Annotated in this window: 13 protein-coding genes; 6 read left to right on the plus strand and 7 right to left on the minus strand. The window is 76.6% G+C overall.

Annotated elements, in window-relative coordinates:
- Positions 1 to 15 precede the first annotated feature (15 nt).
- Positions 16 to 720 carry a permease prefix domain 1-containing protein gene (locus ACFYVJ_RS06645; protein WP_388887179.1) on the minus strand — a complete coding sequence of 235 codons (705 nt, stop codon included), beginning with the start codon at positions 718 to 720 and terminating at the stop codon, positions 16 to 18.
- Positions 717 to 1058 carry a PadR family transcriptional regulator gene (locus ACFYVJ_RS06650; RefSeq protein WP_027742643.1) on the minus strand — a complete coding sequence of 114 codons (342 nt, stop codon included), beginning with the start codon at positions 1056 to 1058 and terminating at the stop codon, positions 717 to 719. The genes ACFYVJ_RS06645 and ACFYVJ_RS06650 overlap by 4 nt, the downstream gene beginning before the upstream one ends.
- Positions 1059 to 1130: 72 nt before the next feature.
- On the opposite strand from ACFYVJ_RS06650, the gene ACFYVJ_RS06655 reads away from it, so the two are divergent.
- Both ACFYVJ_RS06655 and ACFYVJ_RS06660 read left to right on the plus strand, forming a co-directional pair.
- Positions 1131 to 1607 (plus strand): DUF2269 family protein, encoded by a 477-nt coding sequence (locus ACFYVJ_RS06655; RefSeq protein WP_388887181.1) that lies wholly within the window; start codon positions 1131 to 1133, stop codon positions 1605 to 1607.
- Positions 1608 to 1610: 3 nt separating this feature from the next.
- On the plus strand, positions 1611 to 1883 hold the full coding sequence (locus ACFYVJ_RS06660) for a hypothetical protein (protein ID WP_388887183.1): 273 nt from the start codon (positions 1611 to 1613) through the stop codon (positions 1881 to 1883).
- On the opposite strand, the gene ACFYVJ_RS06665 is transcribed toward ACFYVJ_RS06660, so the two are convergent.
- A complete protein-coding gene (locus ACFYVJ_RS06665) occupies positions 1876 to 2949 on the minus strand; it encodes a DUF4037 domain-containing protein (RefSeq protein WP_388887184.1) in 1074 nt (357 codons plus the stop codon). The genes ACFYVJ_RS06660 and ACFYVJ_RS06665 overlap by 8 nt on opposite strands.
- A 78-nt stretch (positions 2950 to 3027) precedes the next feature.
- Here ACFYVJ_RS06665 and ACFYVJ_RS06670 point away from each other — a divergent pair, with 78 nt between their 5' ends.
- From ACFYVJ_RS06670 to ACFYVJ_RS06680, 3 genes are all read left to right on the plus strand, one after another.
- Positions 3028 to 3846, plus strand: coding sequence for a GNAT family N-acetyltransferase (locus tag ACFYVJ_RS06670; protein ID WP_388887186.1), 819 nt, complete (start codon positions 3028 to 3030; stop codon positions 3844 to 3846).
- 110 nt (positions 3847 to 3956) lie between these two features.
- Positions 3957 to 4991, plus strand: a complete 1035-nt coding sequence (locus ACFYVJ_RS06675) for a glutathione S-transferase family protein (protein ID WP_388887188.1) — start codon at positions 3957 to 3959, stop codon at positions 4989 to 4991.
- Between the two features lie 515 nt (positions 4992 to 5506).
- Entirely contained in the window at positions 5507 to 5695 is a 189-nt protein-coding gene (locus ACFYVJ_RS06680) for a hypothetical protein (RefSeq protein WP_388887190.1), read from the plus strand.
- A 128-nt stretch (positions 5696 to 5823) separates the two neighbouring features.
- On the opposite strand, the gene ACFYVJ_RS06685 is transcribed toward ACFYVJ_RS06680, so the two are convergent.
- Positions 5824 to 7311 (minus strand): MFS transporter, encoded by a 1488-nt coding sequence (locus tag ACFYVJ_RS06685; RefSeq protein WP_388887192.1) that lies wholly within the window; start codon positions 7309 to 7311, stop codon positions 5824 to 5826.
- A 197-nt stretch (positions 7312 to 7508) separates the two neighbouring features.
- On the opposite strand from ACFYVJ_RS06685, the gene ACFYVJ_RS06690 reads away from it, so the two are divergent.
- Positions 7509 to 10205, plus strand: a complete 2697-nt coding sequence (locus ACFYVJ_RS06690; protein WP_388887193.1) for an ATP-binding protein — start codon at positions 7509 to 7511, stop codon at positions 10203 to 10205.
- 33 nt (positions 10206 to 10238) lie between these two features.
- On the opposite strand, the gene ACFYVJ_RS06695 is transcribed toward ACFYVJ_RS06690, so the two are convergent.
- The 3 genes from ACFYVJ_RS06695 to ACFYVJ_RS06705 form a co-directional block, all read right to left on the minus strand.
- The gene (locus ACFYVJ_RS06695; protein WP_186543319.1) at positions 10239 to 10778 is read right to left on the minus strand and encodes an NUDIX hydrolase family protein; all 540 of its coding nucleotides are present in this window, start codon (positions 10776 to 10778) and stop codon (positions 10239 to 10241) included.
- A 22-nt stretch (positions 10779 to 10800) separates the two neighbouring features.
- Positions 10801 to 12864, minus strand: coding sequence for a discoidin domain-containing protein (locus ACFYVJ_RS06700; protein ID WP_388887196.1), 2064 nt, complete (start codon positions 12862 to 12864; stop codon positions 10801 to 10803).
- Positions 12865 to 13091: 227 nt separating this feature from the next.
- Entirely contained in the window at positions 13092 to 13934 is an 843-nt protein-coding gene (locus tag ACFYVJ_RS06705; protein ID WP_388887197.1) for a carbohydrate-binding protein, read from the minus strand.
- Positions 13935 to 13951: the final 17 nt, after the last annotated feature.

Consider the following 13951-nt stretch of genomic DNA (forward strand, 5'->3'; position numbering starts at 1 on the left):
ATGCGTACGGACGGGTCAGCGCGCGAGCAGCGCGCAGTGCCGGCAGGCGCGGGCGGAGGCCGCGAGCCGGGTGTGCGCGACGAGGGTGACCGCGCCCGCCAGCGCGCCCGCCGGCCAGTCCTGCGCCAGCACCGCGCCCGCGGTGAGCGTGAGCGCGCTGACCGCCAGCGCCACGGCCGCGGTGGTGCCGGTCCAGGCCACCACGAGCGGAAGTTGCCGCGGGGTGGCGGCCCGGTGGGCGAGGGCGCCGGTGGCGGCCAGCGACCCGGCGGCGAGCAGCGCGGCCAGTGCGGCGAGGCCGCCGAGGTTGGCGGCGAGCACGTGTACGGCCGCGGGCAGTCGCCCGCCGGCGTCCTGTGCGGTGGCCCCGACCAGGTACCAGCAGGCCATCAGGAACGGGACGACGAGCGCGACGATCCGGGCGGTCTGCCGGGCCTGCGCGACGGTCAGTTCACGCTGGAAGGCGGGGCCGACCTCCGCCACGGTGCCGAAGTCGCGCACCGCGCGGGCCGCCGCGGCGGCGGGGGAGGGCGCGCCCGCCTCGGCGTGCGCGTCGGCGGCGTCGGCGAGCCCGTCGCGTACCTCCGCCAGCATCCGGGACTTGACGCGGGCGGGGCCGTGCAGCACGGCGTCCAGGGCGGCGAGGTGGTCCTCGACGGCGCCGCGTGCGGGGGCGGCGGCGCCGTCGGCGCCCGCGCCGCGGTGCTCCGCGGCGGTCACGTCGCCGGCCTCGGCGCGCGGCCTGGGTCCAGGACCGAGCCGATCGCGCTGGTGAACTCCCGCCAGGCGGTGCGCTCGTCGGCCAGCGCGCGGCGGCCCGCGTCGGTCAGCTCGTAGCAGCGGCGCCGCCGCTCGCCCACCGACTCCCAGGTGCTGCGCAGCAGTCCCGTGCGCTCCAGCCGGTTAAGCGCCGGATAGACCGTGCCCGTACGCAGTTCGAGCGCGCCCGCGCTGCGCTGCTGCACGGCGGTGATGATCGCGTAGCCGTGCAGCGGGCCGCCTTCGAGCGCCGCGAGCAGCAGTCCGTCCAAGTGTCCGCGTACCGGATCGCCTCTCATGGTTGCCCACCCTACCTCCTGTTGTTGGTGTGCTATGTATTGGTAGCCAACATATAGCCCCGGGAGGGTGCGGTGACGAAGCTCCTGCTGTCCATACATGTGCTCGCGGCGATCCTGGCCATCGGGCCGATCGCCGTGGCCGCGTCGGTGTTCCCCCGGATCGCCCGCGAATCGGCCGCCGCCGACCCCGCGCACCGCGACCGGACCCCCGCGTTCCTGCACCGCGTCTGCCGCGCGTACGCCGTCGTGGGCCTGGCCGTGCCCGCCTTCGGCGTGGCCACAGGGGCGCAGCTCGGGGTGCTGACCGACGCCTGGCTGCTCGCCTCGATCGCGCTGACGGCAGGCGCCGCGGCCCTGCTCGCGCTCGCGATCCTGCCGGGACAGCAGCGCATGCTCACCAGGGTGAGCGGCGACGCCCCCGCCGTGGCGGGCGAGGAACTGCGGCCCGCGGCGGGCCGGCTGGCCATGCTCACCGGGGTCTTCAACCTGCTGTGGGCGGTCGTCGTCGTGCTGATGATCGTCCGCCCCGGCTCCACCACGGGGGCCTGAGCCGTGCGCGCGCTGCGGATCGCGGCCGCCGTCGAACTGGTCACGCTCGCGGCCCTGCTGGTCAATCTGGCCACCGTGCACACCGGCGCCGTCACCGCACTCGGCGGCCCCGTGCACGGCACCGCCTACCTCGCGGTCATCGCCCTCACCTGGGCGACGACCCCGGCGCACACCGCGCCCGGCGCCCGGCCGCGGGCGGTCGTCCCGGGCGTCGGCGGCCTGCTGGTGCTGCGCCGGCTGCGCGGCGGGGGGCCACCGGCCCCGCCCGTCAGTTGACGGGTCCGCCGGGCCGGGGGAGATAGCGGCGGCGGCGGTCGGCGAAGCCGTGCGCCGTGAGGTCGGTGCTGTCGGCGTACTGGTCCACGGACCCCACCGGCGGCAGCGCCGCCAGCTCCGGGTCGCCGACCGTGGCCAGCAGCGCGGCGCAGAAGCGCTCGGCGCCCAGCACGAGGAACGGCCGCTCGTGGAAGGGGCGCACCTCCGGCGCCAGCGGCTCCGTGAGCCCCAGCTCGTTGTGCAGCCGGGCCACCCGCTCGTACGCGGGCGACAACTGCCGCTCGCGCTCCCGCCAGCCGCGCGCCGCCAGCGCACCGGAGAGCAGCGGTCCCAGCTCCGCCGCCTCCGGGAGCGCGGCGAAGGCGGAGCCGAGCCACTTGCCGTACGGCGGGTAGACCCGGCGCATGAGCAGGCACAGCCGCATCAGCTCCCGCGCCTGCCGGGCGGCGGTCACCGCGGACCCCAGGTCGTCCCCGACCTCCCCGCAGCGCCCGACGAACGGCTCCTCCTGCTGCAGCCGCTGCCACTGGCACGCCAGTACGTAGCGCCACACCGGGTCCGGATACCAGCGGAGGTGCTCCCGGTACGAGGTGAGCACTCGCGCACCGTCGTGGAACACCGCGCCGCCCGTCAGCTCCCGCAGCACCTGCCACGGCGCCGCCAGCCAGCCGCCCGCCGGCAGCCCGCCGTCCGGCGCCTCGCCGAGCTGATCCGCGAAGTGCGCGCCGGTATCGAGCACGTCGACCCAGTGCCGCGGCGCCGTGCCGTCCGGGAACGCGAAGCGCACCGGGTAGCCGCCGAACCGCTCGGGCAGCTCCCGGTCGAGCAGCGCGGTCAGCGCCGCCGCGTGCGCCCGGTGGTCGGCCGGCGCGAGGAACACCTGCAGCCGCGGGCCCCAGGCGTGGTCCGTCGAGCGCGGGGTGTCGAAGCCCTGCACCTCCGAACCCCAGCCCAGCAGCGCGGCCGCGTACGGCTTCCCGGCCAGCGCCCGGTCCAGGAGAGGGGCGACGGCCTCGGCGTGGAAGTCCCGGGCCAGCGCGAGACCGGGGCGGAATACGGCGTTCATCGGCGTCACCCTCGCAGACCGCGGCGGCCCGCTGCCACCGTGTTTCTCCGGCCCCACCGGCGGCCCTAGAGTGCCCGGATGATTCCCTCGGAGTCCGCCGGCGCGGCCGGTGCCCTGGCCGGGACCGTGCGCGGGCTGCAGGAGCGGGCGGCGCGGGCGCTGCCCGCCGAACGGGTCGAGCACGCGGACGGCTGGTGGCTGCGCCATGACCCGGGCAGCTCGTGGTGGGTGGCCTCGGTGCTGCCGCACGGTCCCGACGGGCCCGGCGGTGCCGACACGTCCACCGCGGCGGAGCTGGCGCGCCGGGTGGCGCGCGCCGAGGAGTTCTACGCCCGGCACGGGGGCACGCCGCGGTTCCAGATCACCCCGGCCGCCTGCCCCGCCGGGCTCGACGGCCTGCTCGCGGCACGCGGCTACGACCGGGCGCACCCGGTCTCCCTCCAGGCCGCCGCGGCCGCCGACGTGCCGGGGCAGCGGGCCGGGGGCCCGCTTCAGGTGCGTATCGAAGACCGCCCGGGCGACGCGTGGTTCGGCGTCTGGCACGCCGTCCGCGGCGGGGGCGCGGGGGCCGCAGCCCGGGGGCTGCTCGACCGGGTCGCGGGACCGTCCGCGTACGCCCGCGTCCTGGACGGCGACGAGACGGTGGCCGTGGGCCGCGCGGTCGCCGACTCCGGCTGGGCCGGCGTCTTCGCCATGGCCACGCTGCCCGCCGCGCGGGGGAGGGGCGCCGGGGCGCGCGTGCTCGGCGCGCTGGCGGACTGGGCGGGGGCGCAGGGCGCGGCGGGTCTGTACCTCCAGGTGGAGCGCGACAACCCGGCGGCCCTGCGGCTCTACGCCCGCGCCGGGTTCCGCGAGCTGTGCATTTACCACTACCGCACCGCCGGGGCAAAGCCCTGATCCGGCCGTGTGGCGACGCGCCCGGCGGGCAGCGCATCGCCTGACAGCGGGCGGGGCCGCACTGGACAATGGGGCCGGTGGTGTCAGGCAGGTCGACGAAGGAGCCGGCGATGAGCAGCAGCGCGAGCGACGGGGCGGGCCAGGGGAACACGGAGTACGGCAGGAAGCGCTTCAAGCGCTCCCGCAGCCACTTCGCGGACCGGATCACCGCGGCCGGCGAGGACGGCTGGCCCGTCGAGGCCGGGCGCTACCGGCTCGTCGTCAACCGCGCCTGCCCCTGGGCCAACCGCACGCTGATCTCGCGGCGGCTGCTCGGCCTGGAGCCCGCGATCTCCGTCGGCGTGACCGACCCGATCCAGGACGACCGGAGCTGGCGCTTCACCCTCGACCCCGACGACCGCGACCCGGTGCTGGGCATCCGCTTCCTCAGCGAGGCGTACGACGCGCGCGAGACCGGCTACCCGGGCGGCGTCAGCGTCCCCGCGATCGTCGACGTGCCCAGCGGCAAGCTCGTCACCAACGACTTCCAGCAGATCACCCTGGACTTCGCCACCGAGTGGACCGCCCTGCACCGCGACGGCGCGCCCGACCTGTACCCCGAGGCGCTGCGCGACGAGATCGACGAGGTGATGGACGGCGTCTACCGGAACGTCAACAACGGCGTCTACCGGGCCGGCTTCGCCACCACGCAGGACGAGTACGAGGTCGCGTACCACGACGTGTTCCGGCAACTGGACGAGCTGTCCGCGCGGCTGTCCGGCCGCCGCTACCTGGTCGGCGACACCATCACGGAAGCCGACATCCGGCTGTTCACCACCCTGGTCCGCTTCGACCCCGTCTACCAGGGCCACTTCAAGTGCAACCGCAACAAGATCGCGGAGGACCCGGTGCTGTGGGCGTACGCCCGCGACCTCTACCAGACGCCGGGCTTCGGCGACACGGTCGACTTCGACCACATCAAGCGCCACTACTACGAGGTCCACACGGGCATCAACCCCACCGGCGTCGTCCCCGCCGGGCCCGACCTCTCCGGCTGGCTGACGCCGCACCACCGCGAGCACCTGGGCGGGCACCCCTTCGGCGACGGCACCCCGCCGGCCCCGCCGCCGGAGGCGGAGCGCGTCCCCGACGCCGGCCGCCCCTGACGCCGCCCGCCCCCTGACGCCGGCGGCCGTCCGGCCCGTCCCGCCCGCCGCGCCATCCGCCGGCCCGGGAAATGACGTTGGCGGCGCGGGACCGCCTCCGCCATCCTGTGTCGGATGAGATTCCGGCTGGCGGACGGCGTGGTGACGACGGGACAGGCGGCGTGGGCCGCCCGCTCCGGCGTGCCCGTACGACTGGCCGAGCAGGCCGACGCCCCCGCGGGCGCCCCCGTCGCGCTCGGCCCGCCGGAGGCGGGGGAGGAGCCCGCGGGGGCCGCCGTCGCCGCGCTGGAGCGGCTGATCGCGGCGGGCGGCGCCGTCGCCGCCGGCGCGGGCGTCGATCTCGGCGGCGGCTTCCGGTCCGCGCGGCTCGCGGGCGCCCGCGGCGACAAGCGCGACGCCGTCCTCGCCGCGCTGCGCGCGCTCGGCCCCGCCGACGCCGGGCGGCGGCCGTCGCCGTCACCTGCCGCGCGCCCGCGATACCCCTGGCCGCCGTCGCGGAGCCGCGCGCCGTCACCGTGCCGGGCTTCCCGGCGACCGGCCTCGACGACCCGGAAGGCCCCTGGCAGCGGGCCTTCCCCGCGGCCCGCGAACTGGGCGCGGACACCGGGGCGTTCTGGGACGGCGTGGCGGCCGACGGCCTGCGGGCCCCCGCCTCCTGGCTCGCCGCGGGCTGGCCCGCCCTCTGGGCCCGCGCCCACCGCTGACCCGCCTCCGCGCCGGCCACCGGGCTCCCGCACCCGGCATCCGGCCTCTTTGCGGCCCCGACTCCCGGCCGTGAGCCCTCACTTGCCACGGGCCCCGCCGCCCCGGCCCGTAGGACCGCGCCCGCCGCTCACGACACCTGCCCGGCACCGCGAGCGGCCGCCGCCTCCTCCTCCGGCTCCTCCCGGGACTCCGGCGCACCCGCCGCGACCACGCGGGCCTTGCCGCGCGGCAGGGCCAGCGCCGCCAGGACCGCCGGCAGCAGGGCGACCGCAAGCACGAACGTCGCGTCCCGCATGCCGCCGGCCGTCGCCTCCCGCAGCGCCTGCCCCGCCAGCCCGTCCACCCCCCGGTTCGCGACGGCGACGAGCACCGCGATCCCCGTGGCCGTGCCGATCTGCAGCGCCGTGGACGCCACCCCGGAGGCCAGGCCCTGCTCCTCCTCCGCCACCCCCGTGCCCGCGGCGATCCACATGCACTCGTACGTGACGCCCATGCCCAGGCCGACGACCACGATCCCGGCCAGCACCGTGACGAACGACCCGTCCGCCCGGAAGCCGGGCGCAAGCAGCGCCGCGCCCGCGGCGTTGAGCAGGATGCCGCCCGTCAGCGAGGCGCGGTTGCCGAAGCGGTGGACCAGCTTCTCGCTCAGGAAGTTGCCCGCCGTGATCGCCAGCGTCGGGCCGAGGAAGGCGAGACCGGTCTCCAGCGCGCTGAAGCCCAGCACGCTCTGGAAGTGGATCGTCAGGAAGTACGGCACGGCCTGCGTGGTGAAGCCGAAGAGCAGGATCACGACGGTCGCCGCGCTCAGCGCCCGGTTGCGGAACACCCGCAGCGGCATCAGCGGGTTGCGCCCGCGCGCCTGGACCCGCAGGAACGCGCCCAGCAGCAGGGGCGCAAGCGCCGCCGCGGCGAGCACCTCGGCCGCCGTCCAGCCCGCCTCGGAGCCGTGCGCGACCGCGAAGATCAGCAGGGTCACCCCCGCGGTGCCGGTCAGCGCACCGGGCACGTCGATGCCGCCCCGCCCGGCGGGTCCGTCGGCCGGCAGCAGGGCGAACGCCGCCGCCGCACCCAGCGCCGCCATCGGGACGTTGACGAAGAAGACGGCCTCCCAGCCGAACGCCTGGGTCAGCACCCCGCCGGCCAGCGACCCCGCCGTGAGGCCGCCCGCGCCGGCCATCGCCCAGACCGTCAGCGCCCGGGTACGCTCCCTGCCCTCCGCGAACGCGGTGTTGACCAGCGCCAGCACCGCGGGGAACAGCACCGCGCCGCCCAGCCCCTGCAGCCCGCGGGCCGCGAGCAGCACCCCCGGTGCGGTGGCCAGGCCGCCGAGCACGGACGCCGTGCCGTACAGCGCCATTCCCGCGACGAACATCCGGCGCCGCCCGAGGAGGTCGGAGAGCCGGCCGCCGAGCAGCAGGAAGCCGCCGTAGAGGACCGCGTAGACGCTGACGACCCACTGCTGGGTGTGCGCGGTGAAGCCCACGTCGGCCGCGATGTGCGGCAGCGCCACGAAGACGATGGTCAGGTCCAGGCTGATGACCAGGTGCCCGAGCGCCAGCAGCGCCAGGCTCAGGCCCGGTCGCCGGAGGCGGGCGGGGGAGGGTGCGTACGGCATCGGTGTGCTCCGTGGTGGTGCGGTTCTGCGCAGCCGGCGCCCCACCGCGCGGCGGGCTGCGCGGTCGCCGGCGCGGTGCCCGTGACGCTAGGCCGGGGGGTCTACGTATCCGCATCCGCAAGTCTTCGGAATGTGCCCGCCGGAATGGGCCTGGGGCAGCCGCGCGTTGTGGTGCTGAGAACCGGGGAGGACAGGGCGTGCTGCTGGGGAGATCCGCCGCGCAGGCGGCGCTGAAGGACCTGCTCGCGGGCGCCGGGAGCGGCCGCAGCGGCGCGCTCGTGCTCCGCGGCGAGGCCGGGATCGGCAAGTCCGCGCTGCTGGACTGGGCCGCGGAGGAGGCCGCCGGGCTCGGCCTCCCGGTGCTGCGCGTCACCGGCGCCGAGCGCGAGGCGGAGCTGGGCTTCGCGGGGCTGGTGCAGTTGCTGTGGCCGGTGCGGGACCGCATCGGCGCGCTGCCGGAGCCGCAGCGGGCGGCGCTGCGCGCGGTGCTGGACGCGGGCGAGGACCGCGGCCCCGACCGGTTCCTCACCGGGCTCGCCGTGCTCACACTGCTGGCCGGGCTCGCCGGGCGCGGCCCGCTGCTCTGCCTCGTCGACGACGCCCAGTGGGTCGACCGGTCGTCCGCGGAGGCGCTGCTGTTCGCCGCGCGGCGGCTGGCCGCCGAGGGCGTCGCGATGGTGTTCGCGGTACGCGACGAAGGGCTGGCAGGACACGGGCTGGCGGAACTGCCGCTGCCGCGGCTCGGCGCCCGGGACGCCGCGGACCTGCTCGCGGACCGCGGGTTCGCCGCGGAGCTGCGGGACCGGATCGTCGCCGAGTCGGCGGGGAACCCGCTGGCGCTGCTGGAGTTCGCCGCCGCGGCCGGGAGCGGGCCGGGCGCCGCCCCCGGGGCGCGGGAGCCGCTGCCGGTCGCCGACCGGGTGCTCGCCGCGTTCCGGGCCCGGCTCGACCGCCTGCCCGAGCGGGCCCGGCTGATGGCCGTGCTCGCCGCCGCCGAGGCCCGCGGCGACCTGCCGCTGCTGCTGCGCGCCGCCGACGCGCTCGGCACCGGACTCGACGAACTCGACCGCTCCGGGCTGCTGCACACCACCGGCACCGCGGTCGCCTTCCGGCACCCGCTGGTCGCCACCGCCGCGTACCGGGGCGCACCGCTGGCCGCCCGGATCGCCGCCCACCGCGCGCTGGCCGGGGCCACCGGCGACCCCGACTGCCGCGCCCACCACCTCGCGGCCGCCACCACGGCCCCGGACGCGGGCGCCGCCGCCGAGATCGCGGCGGCGGCGGAGCGCGCCCGGCGCCGTACCGCCTACGCCGCCGCGGCCGGCCAGTTCCGGCGCGCGGCGCAGCTCGCCCCGGACCGCGGCGACCAGGCGGCGTGGCTGGTCGCCGCGGTGAGCGCCGCGGCGTCCGCGGGAAAGCTGGAGTGGGCCGCGGAGCTGGCGGAGGAGGCGGAGCCGCGGGCCGGGGACGGCGCGCTGCGCGCGGAGCTGGCGCGGGTGCGGTCGGTGGTGGAGTTCGAGCGGGGCGCACCCGGGCGGGCCGCGGCCCTGCTGGTACGGGGCGCGTCCCACGCGGCGCCGGACGACGCGGCGGCGCTGCTGCGCACGGCCGCCGGCTTCGGGTGGTTCGCCGGCAGCCCCGAGCCGGTCGGCGTCGCCGCGCGCCGGCTGCGCGAGCTGGGCCGCCCCGACGAGGCGGCGGACGCCATGGCGTACCTCCTGGAGGAGGACTACGCGCGCGGGCTGCCGCTGCTCGCGGGGTACGTCGCCCGGGTGCGCCGGGCCTCGCGGGAGTCCGCGTACGGCAGCGCGGCGGATGTCAGCCGGGTCGACGGCGACGAGCGCATGCAGGCCCTCTACGGCAGCATCATCCTCGGCGACGACGAGGCCGCCCTCGACCTGGCCGCCGACGAGGCCGAACGCTGCCGCGCGGAAGGGCTGATCGGCCGGCTGCCCAAGGTGCTCCAGGCGCAGGCCATGGCGGAGCGGACCGCGGGGCGGCACCGCGCCGCCGCGGCGTCGGTCGCCGAGGCCGCCGCGATCGCCCGGGACACCGGGCTCCACCGCAGGGCCGGCGAACTGGACGTCGTACGCGCCTGGCTGGCCGCCGCCGAGGGCGACGCGGCCCGCTGCGCGGAACTCGCCGGCCGGGCGTCCGACACCGGCCGGGTCGCCGCCGACTGCGCGCTGAGCATGCTCGACCTGAGCCGCGGCCGCCACGCCGCCGCCCTCGACCGGCTGGAGACCGCCTGGCGCGGCCCAGGACGGCACACGGCGGTGCTCCTGGCCGCCACCGGCGACCTGGTCGAGGCCGCCGTGCGGCTGGGCCGCCCGGAGCGGGCGCAGGCACCGCTCGACCGGTTCCGGCGCTGGGCGGAGGGCGGCGGCCGGCCCTGGGCGCTGGCGGTCGCGGCCCGCTGCGCGGCCCTGCTGGGCGGCGGCGAGGAGGCGTACCTGCGGGCCCTGCACCTGCACGAGCAGGGCGGCCGGCCCTTCGAACGCGCCCGTACGGAGCTGCTCTACGGCGAGTGGCTGCGCCGCGAGCGCCGCCGCAGCGAGGCCCGGGAGCCGCTGCGCGCCGCGCTGGAGGGCTTCGAGCGGCTGGACGCCGCCCCGTGGGCCGACCGCGCCCGCGCCGAACTGCGCGCCACCGGCACCGCCGTGAGCGCCGCCCCGCCCAGCGCCCGCGTGCGGCCCGCCGACCGGCTCACCCCGCAGGAGCTGCAGGTGGCCCGGCTGGCGGCGCAGGGGCTCAGCAGCCGGCAGATCGGCGCGCGGCTCTTCCTGAGCCCGCGCACCGTCGAGCACCACCTGTACAAGGCGTACCCCAAGCTGGGCGTGGCGTCCCGGGCCGAGCTGGCCCGGGTGGAGCTGGCCGGCCCCGCGGACGGCTGAGGCGGCGGCCGGGGGGCTTTGCAGGAGGGGGGCTCAGGAAGAGACGTATCCGACGTGCGCGAGCGCCTGCTTGAGCAGATGGCCCTGGCCGCCGGGCATCTCCTGCTGGACGACGGGAGAGCCCGCCTCCTGGGGCGTGAACCAGACGAAGTCCAGCGCGTCCTGCCGCGGCCGGCAGTCGCCCGCCACCGGCACGATGTACGCCAGCGACACCGCGTGCTGCCGCGGGTCGTGGTACGGCGTGATGCCCTGCGTCGGGAAGTACTCGGCGATCGTGAACGGCTGCGGCGACGACGGCACCCGCGGCAGCGCCACCGGGCCGAGGTCCTTCTCCAGATGCCGCAGCAGCGCGTCCCTGACCCGCTCGTGGTGCAGCACCCGGCCGGAGACCAGGGCCCGGCTCACCGCGCCGTCCGGGCCGATCCGCAGCAGCAGGCCGACGTGGGTGACCTCGCCCCGGTCGTCGACGCGCACGGGCACCGCGTCGACGTAGAGGACCGGCATCCGTGCGCGCGCCGACTCCAGCTCCTCGGGAGCCAGCCAGCCGGGTGTGGTTTCGGTCAAGTCAGCCATTGGCCGATCTTACGCCGAACCGTCATCGGGCGTGGACGCCGACCTCGTAGAGCGAATAGCCGTGCCCGGTGCCCCGCTGCACACCGACGACCCGGACATAGCGGGCATCGGTGGCGTCGAACACCGCGGTGTCGAGTCCGCCGTCGCCGCTCTGCGTGGCCCACACCGTGCGCCAGGCGCTCCCGTCCGCGGAGACCTCGACGCGGTACGACTTGGCGTAGGCCCGCTCCCAGTCGAGCGTGACCCGGCCGATCCGGCGGCTCTCGCCGAGGTCGAGCCGCAGCCACTGGTCGTCGTTCCAGTGGCTGGCCCAGCGGGTGCCGCGGTCGCCGTCCACGGCGCGGCCGGGGGCGTAGCTCGTCAGCAGGCTGAACTCGGTGGAGCTGGCCGTCGCGGCGGCGCCCGCGGCGAGGTTCGCCGGCCGCTCGTGGCTCTGGGTGGCGCCCCAGGTCGTCAGGTACGACTCGGCGCCCGCCATCAGGTCCTCGACCACGTCGCCGCCGCCGTGCAGCCGCATCTGCTCGATCCAGTCGGGTACGAGGCCCGCGTGCGCGCCGCCGTCGGTGTTGAAGTCCCAGGTGCGCTCGCCGGTGACCTGCCGGTCGAGGACCGAGCCGCCGTCGGCGCTCCTGAAGGGGTACGCGACCTTGTCCGGGGCGTCGGCGCCGCGGGGCGCGGGCCAGCCGCCGACGCCGTTCATGTCGGTGCCGTAGCCGTATCCGGCGCCGTACTCGTCGCGCAGCTCGGCGCCGCGCCGGCCCTGCTCGACGAAGTCCTCGGCCGCGTTCATGTACTGGGCGGAGAAGCCGCCGAGGCGGTAGAGCCGCTCGGTCCAGTCCAGGTCCATCCAACTGTGGCTGGACAGCACACCCGGATACGACTCCGACTCCAGGACGTCCAGCGCCCGGCAGGCGGCCTTGACGCTCATGTGGTCCAGCTCCAGCATCATGTTGCGGTCCATCATCCCGCGCACCGCGTACTCGCCGAGCCCGCTCAGCCCGCGGGTGTTGCACCGGGCCTCCTGGTCGTACGACGGCACGGACACCCCCGCGGGCAGCAGCTTCGCCGCCTCGGCGGGCGGGTCCGCCAGGCCGATGGGGTTGTCCTGCTGCCGGCCGGTGCACTTCTCGGTGGTCCAGAACGTGCCGGTGGAGAGGAACTGCCCGATGTTGACGGCCGCGCCGATCGTGCCGGAGTCGAAGCGCACCCCGCACAGCGCGTTGTCGAACTTGTGGCAGAGGAACATGCTGCGCACGCCGATGCCGTACAGCTCGTCCAGGCCGCGGTCGATGTCGCCCTTGTCGCACTGCGCGACGCCCAGCACCTGCTTGCAGCCGAACGGCTCGGACGTCTCCACGCCCAGCACGACCGCGAGCTTGCCCTGTTCGACCACCGCGCGCGCCTGCCCGGCGTCGGTGACGATGCGGAACCAGCCGCGGCCGGCGCCGCCGTACATGGCGTCGACGTAGTCCTGCATCTCGTAGGTCTTCTCGGCCTGCAGCCTGATCGAGTCCATCTCGTCGCAGCCGCGGTCCTTGGCCGGATAGACGGAGCAGAGCAGGCCGTTGGTGACCAGGTCCTGCACGAGGACCCGCTGCCCGCCGCGCCACGCGCGCTCCAGCCAGGCGTAGTAGTTCTGCTGGTGGCTGAGCGAGTCGTTGGCCGGCCAGTGCTCGAACGTCGGCCAGCCGACCGGGTCGTGGTGGCCGTCGGCGCCGCCGGTGACGTTCTCGAAGAGGGCGAGCGCGCCGTCCGGGTAGTGCTCGGGGCAGTCCTTCAGCGCCTCGGTGACGCCCCGCTGGTCGAACGGCTTGCCGCAGATGATCCGGCCGCCGAAGCCCTCGTTGGACATCACGTGGTTGTGCGCGTCGACGAAGCCGCGCACGTTGCCCTGGGCGTCGGTGCCGCGGAACGGCTCGCCGGTGACGTTCACCCCGGAGTCCGGGGCGGGCCGCGCGACGGGGTCCCACCAGTCGTTCGCCGCGGCGGCGGTGCCCGGCCCGGTGCCGAGCGCCGTCAGGGCGGCGAAGAGGACCGTGACGAGGGTGATCAGGCCGGCCTTGCGCAGGTACGGCTGTCGGGTCATGGGGGTCCCGCCTCCGGTGGCGCGAAAAGGTGAGGATCTTTTCTACGACTGAGTAACCAGAGGATCGCGGCGGATTGACCCCCCGTCAAGACACGGGGGAGCGCTTTCCCGCAGCGGCCGGAAACGCAGGGAGCCGCGCCGCCGCGGGCCGGGGAGGTGGGCCCCGGGTGCCGCGGCGGCGCGGGTCTGGGCGCGGCCCGGCCCGGATCGCGGGCGGGCCGCGGTTCTCAGGCGGCCTGCCAGAGCGCGGGCACGTTCGGTGGCTCCCAGCCGGGGGAGGCCGTGTGCGCCTGGAGGCAGCGGTAGGTGGCGCCGCCGTACGTGGCGGTGTCGCCGGGCCGGTACGAGGTGCCGGCGGCCCAGGTGCCCCCGGGCGGGTCCGGCGGGTCGGGGTTCTGCCGCACGTTGAGCACGAAGTCGAACGTGCCCTCCCGGCCGCCGCCCACGTCCCGCACCGTCATGAGCAGCGACGGGTGGAAGATCGTGTCGGTGTTGTTCCGCGGCTCGTTCGGGAAGTAGAGCTGCGTCGTCAGGATCGGGTTGTTCGGCGCCTGCACCTTGACGTGGATGTGGCGGGTACGGCCCGGGTAGAGGCCCGGCACGATCGTCTGCAGGCTGAACCGGCCCTGCGCGTCGCTGTACTGGTGGCCGCGGAAGCGGTAACCGGTGTTGTCGTACGCACCGTTCACGTCCGCCTGCCAGAAGTCCAGCAGCGCGCCCGCGATCGGCTGGCAGGTGAGCCCGAAGACGTACCCGCTCACGGTCAGCCGGGTGCCCGGCGTGCCCGGGTCCGCCAGCGAGGTGCGCTGCGGGGAGTTGGGCTTGAAGTACGGGCCCTCGGTCTGCTGCCGCGTCGGCGGGTCCCCGGGGTCGCACGCCTCCGGCGTCGGGGTCAGCTCGCCGCCGGACCCCGCCTGGTCGCGGGCGAGTACGGGGGCCGCGGCGCCGCCGACGAGCAGCGGCAGCGGCGCGGCGACGAGCGCGGCCTTGAGCAGGTCCTTGCGGCGGATCCCGGACTTCTCCTGCGGCTGCGCGCCCTCGTCCGGTGCGGACTTGTCCTGGTCTGTCACGGCATCACGGCTCCTCG

The sequence above is a fragment of the Streptomyces sp. NPDC004134 genome, from assembly GCF_042874195.1.
Lineage (GTDB): Bacteria > Actinomycetota > Actinomycetes > Streptomycetales > Streptomycetaceae > Streptomyces.